4 protein-coding genes are annotated in these 2,442 nt (G+C 67.0%); all 4 read right to left on the bottom strand.

What is annotated here, in order from left to right; translation table 11 throughout:
- Nucleotides 1–1,254: hypothetical protein (locus IJH84_RS25845; RefSeq protein WP_295149989.1), on the bottom strand; the 1,254-nt coding region annotated here is incomplete at its 3' end.
- A gap of 68 nt (nt 1,255–1,322) precedes the next feature.
- Entirely contained in the window at nt 1,323–1,649 is a 327-nt protein-coding gene (locus tag IJH84_RS25850) for a hypothetical protein (RefSeq protein ID WP_295149991.1), read from the bottom strand.
- Entirely contained in the window at nt 1,642–2,103 is a 462-nt protein-coding gene (locus IJH84_RS25855) for a YbaB/EbfC family nucleoid-associated protein (protein ID WP_295149993.1), read from the bottom strand. Before IJH84_RS25855 ends, IJH84_RS25850 begins: the two co-directional genes overlap by 8 nt.
- Nucleotides 2,100–2,442, bottom strand: a 343-nt coding sequence (locus IJH84_RS25860) for a hypothetical protein (RefSeq protein WP_295149995.1), incomplete at its 5' end; no start/stop codon positions are given. The genes IJH84_RS25855 and IJH84_RS25860, both read right to left, overlap by 4 nt.

The raw sequence follows: 2,442 nt of genomic DNA on the forward strand, positions 1-2,442 counted from the left end.
CACCTCCGGGATCTTCAACTTCCCGTCCTGCGTCACCGCATTCGTCGCATCCAGCGCGGCCTGCGCACTCGCGTCCGCACGCGACGACGCCTCCCCCGAGGCCCCGCCCGTTCGGCCGCCCGCGCCACCTCGCGCGAAGGCACCGAACATGCCGTCCGCAGCACCACCGTGATGATCGTCGGTGGCCAGGTACACCAGCGGGTTGCTCGCGGGCACCGACAGCATCTGCAGCGAGGCATCCGCCATCCCGCCCAGCTTGCGCATCCCGGGGGGCCAGTCCGCCCCTTCCTGCTTCTTCGCGAAATTCGTGCCGTGCTGAGAGTTGAAGTCGTCGATCTTCTTGTTGAACTCGCGGACGCTCTTCGCGTTCGGCCGCTCCGGCACCTTCGCGAAATTCGTGCCGTGCTGGGAGTTGAAGCTGTCGATCTTCTTGTTGAACTCGCGCGGCCCCTGGCTCAGCTTCGCCTCGGCCCGCACCGCCACCGACCGCGCCGCACCGGCAGCCGCACCGGCGGCACCACCACCGATCGCACCGCCGATCGCGGAACCCTTGATGGACTCCTTGTTGATCTTGTCCCGGGTTCCCTTGTTCTTCTGATCGAGCTGAATACCACCGTCCATCCCGGCCATGAACGCCGTACCGAAAGCCGCACCGCCCGCGGCGTACTTCGCCGTCGTCCACGCGCGCTTGCCGATTTCCTTGGCCACGCCCTGCGTGCTCGCACCCCGCAGCGCGGTGGGGATCTTGCTCACCACCGATGCCGTGCGCGACGCGATCTGCTTGATCAGCTGCTGCAAACCGAGGTGCATCACGCCGCGGGCAGTAGCGATGACGGCACCCGCCAGCGGCGCCAGGATCAGGGTCGACAGCAGATACGCGACCTCCGCCGCGACCATGATCGTCATGGCGATGAACATGATCCGCGTCTTCTCGATGTCCGCCGCGGCATCCTTGGCCTGGCTGCCCAGATCGCGCGCCGACTGCTCCTGCCCGCGCAGGGCCTCCGGCGACGTGGTGCCCAGCTTGTCGACCACTTCCTGGGCGAACTCGCCGTCCAAGACGTCGTCGATATCCCCCGACAACGAATCCAACCGGTCCGCCGCGTCCCGGCACGTATCGGCGTACTGGATCAGCGCCTGGCTGATGCTCCGAAGGCCGGACTCGTTGCCCTCCGGCAGCTCCATGCCGATCGTGCCCTTGAGGAAGTCCTGCAAGCCGTCCGGCAAGTCGTTGGTTTCGTCATAACCACTCACAGCGACCTCCTTCCTCGTGGGCGCGACCGGTCATTGCCCCCGTTGGTCAGCGGGCGATGTTCCTGCGTTCAGTTTCCGTATTCGTTCTGCTCGATGGCGGCGCGGTTCGCGGCGTCCTGTTTGCGAACGGCCTCGATCTGCTTGTCGATCTGGTCGGCGAAGGAGTTCGGGGCGCCGCTCATGGCTTCAGCGCCCTCTTGCAGCTTCTTGTTCGGCTCTTCGAAGTTCTTGATGAACGCCTCACCGATATCGTCGTTGCCCCAGCAGCCCCAATGGTCTTCGAGCGTCGTCTTCATCTCGTTGAAGCTCGCCGTGAGGTCCTCGCCCACCGCGCGCAGCTTCTTGTTGATGTCTTCGAGCGCGTCGGGGTCGATGCGGAAGTTCTCGTCAGCCATCCCTGCGGTCCTTCTTCTCGCGCGGGACGCCCGGCAGTTCCTCGGCCATTCCGACGATCGGCTTCATCAGCTGGTCGAGCACCGTGCTCGGGTCGACCTTGCCGGAGGCGATCCCCGCCAGGTCGACCCCCGGCAGCATGCCGCCGGACATCTGCTCGGTCAGCTTGGTCATGCTCTGCGTCCGCCCGGCCTGGATCGTCTCGACGATCACGCTGGCCAGCTGCGCGGGCGCCATGCTGCGGTACTTGTTCCCGTTGAACTTCAGGCCGGTGAGCTCGCCGCTGCCGTCGAAGGTCGCTTCCAGCGAGTGGTCCTTGGCCTGCACGGTCGTGGACTGCTCCTGCTGCTGCTTGGTGACGTCGGCGACGCGCTCGCGCTCCCGCTCCAGCATGGACATCGCGGAATCGATGTCCGTCGGCACGTCCGGTTTCGGGTCCGGTTTGGGGTCCGTCATCGAATCCTCCTGCTCTCCCGGAGCTTTTCCAGGAACTCGTCGGCCCGTGCACGGCTCGGGCCGGTTTCGGCGGGCTCTTCGGGGGCCTCGGGGTCCTCGGTCGGCTGTTCCTGCTGCGGCCTGCCGAGGCTGCCCGCGACGCCTTCTTCCTCGCCCCAGACCGCCCGCTCGACATTGACCGGCACCTTGTTGTCGCGGTGCTGGTCCTGCGACATCGGCATCCCGCCCATCATCGGCCCGACCGGGTGGCCGCCTGCATGCCCGGAGCCGCTCGCGGGCTGTGGTGCGGTGCCGCCCGCGGGCGCGTTGCCGGTCATCGGCTGCCGGGAGCCGGCCGTG

The sequence above is a fragment of the Saccharopolyspora sp. genome (assembly GCF_017434145.1).
In the GTDB taxonomy this organism is placed as follows: Bacteria; Actinomycetota; Actinomycetes; order Mycobacteriales; family Pseudonocardiaceae; genus Saccharopolyspora_C; species Saccharopolyspora_C galaxeae.

What these genes read in the sequence shown, in the direction of transcription:
- IJH84_RS25855 (WP_295149993.1), bottom strand. Translation starts at nt 2,103, where the DNA reads ATGACGGACCCCAAACCGGACCCGAAACCGGACGTGCCGACGGACATC.
- IJH84_RS25850 (WP_295149991.1), bottom strand. Translation starts at nt 1,649, where the DNA reads ATGGCTGACGAGAACTTCCGCATCGACCCCGACGCGCTCGAAGACATC.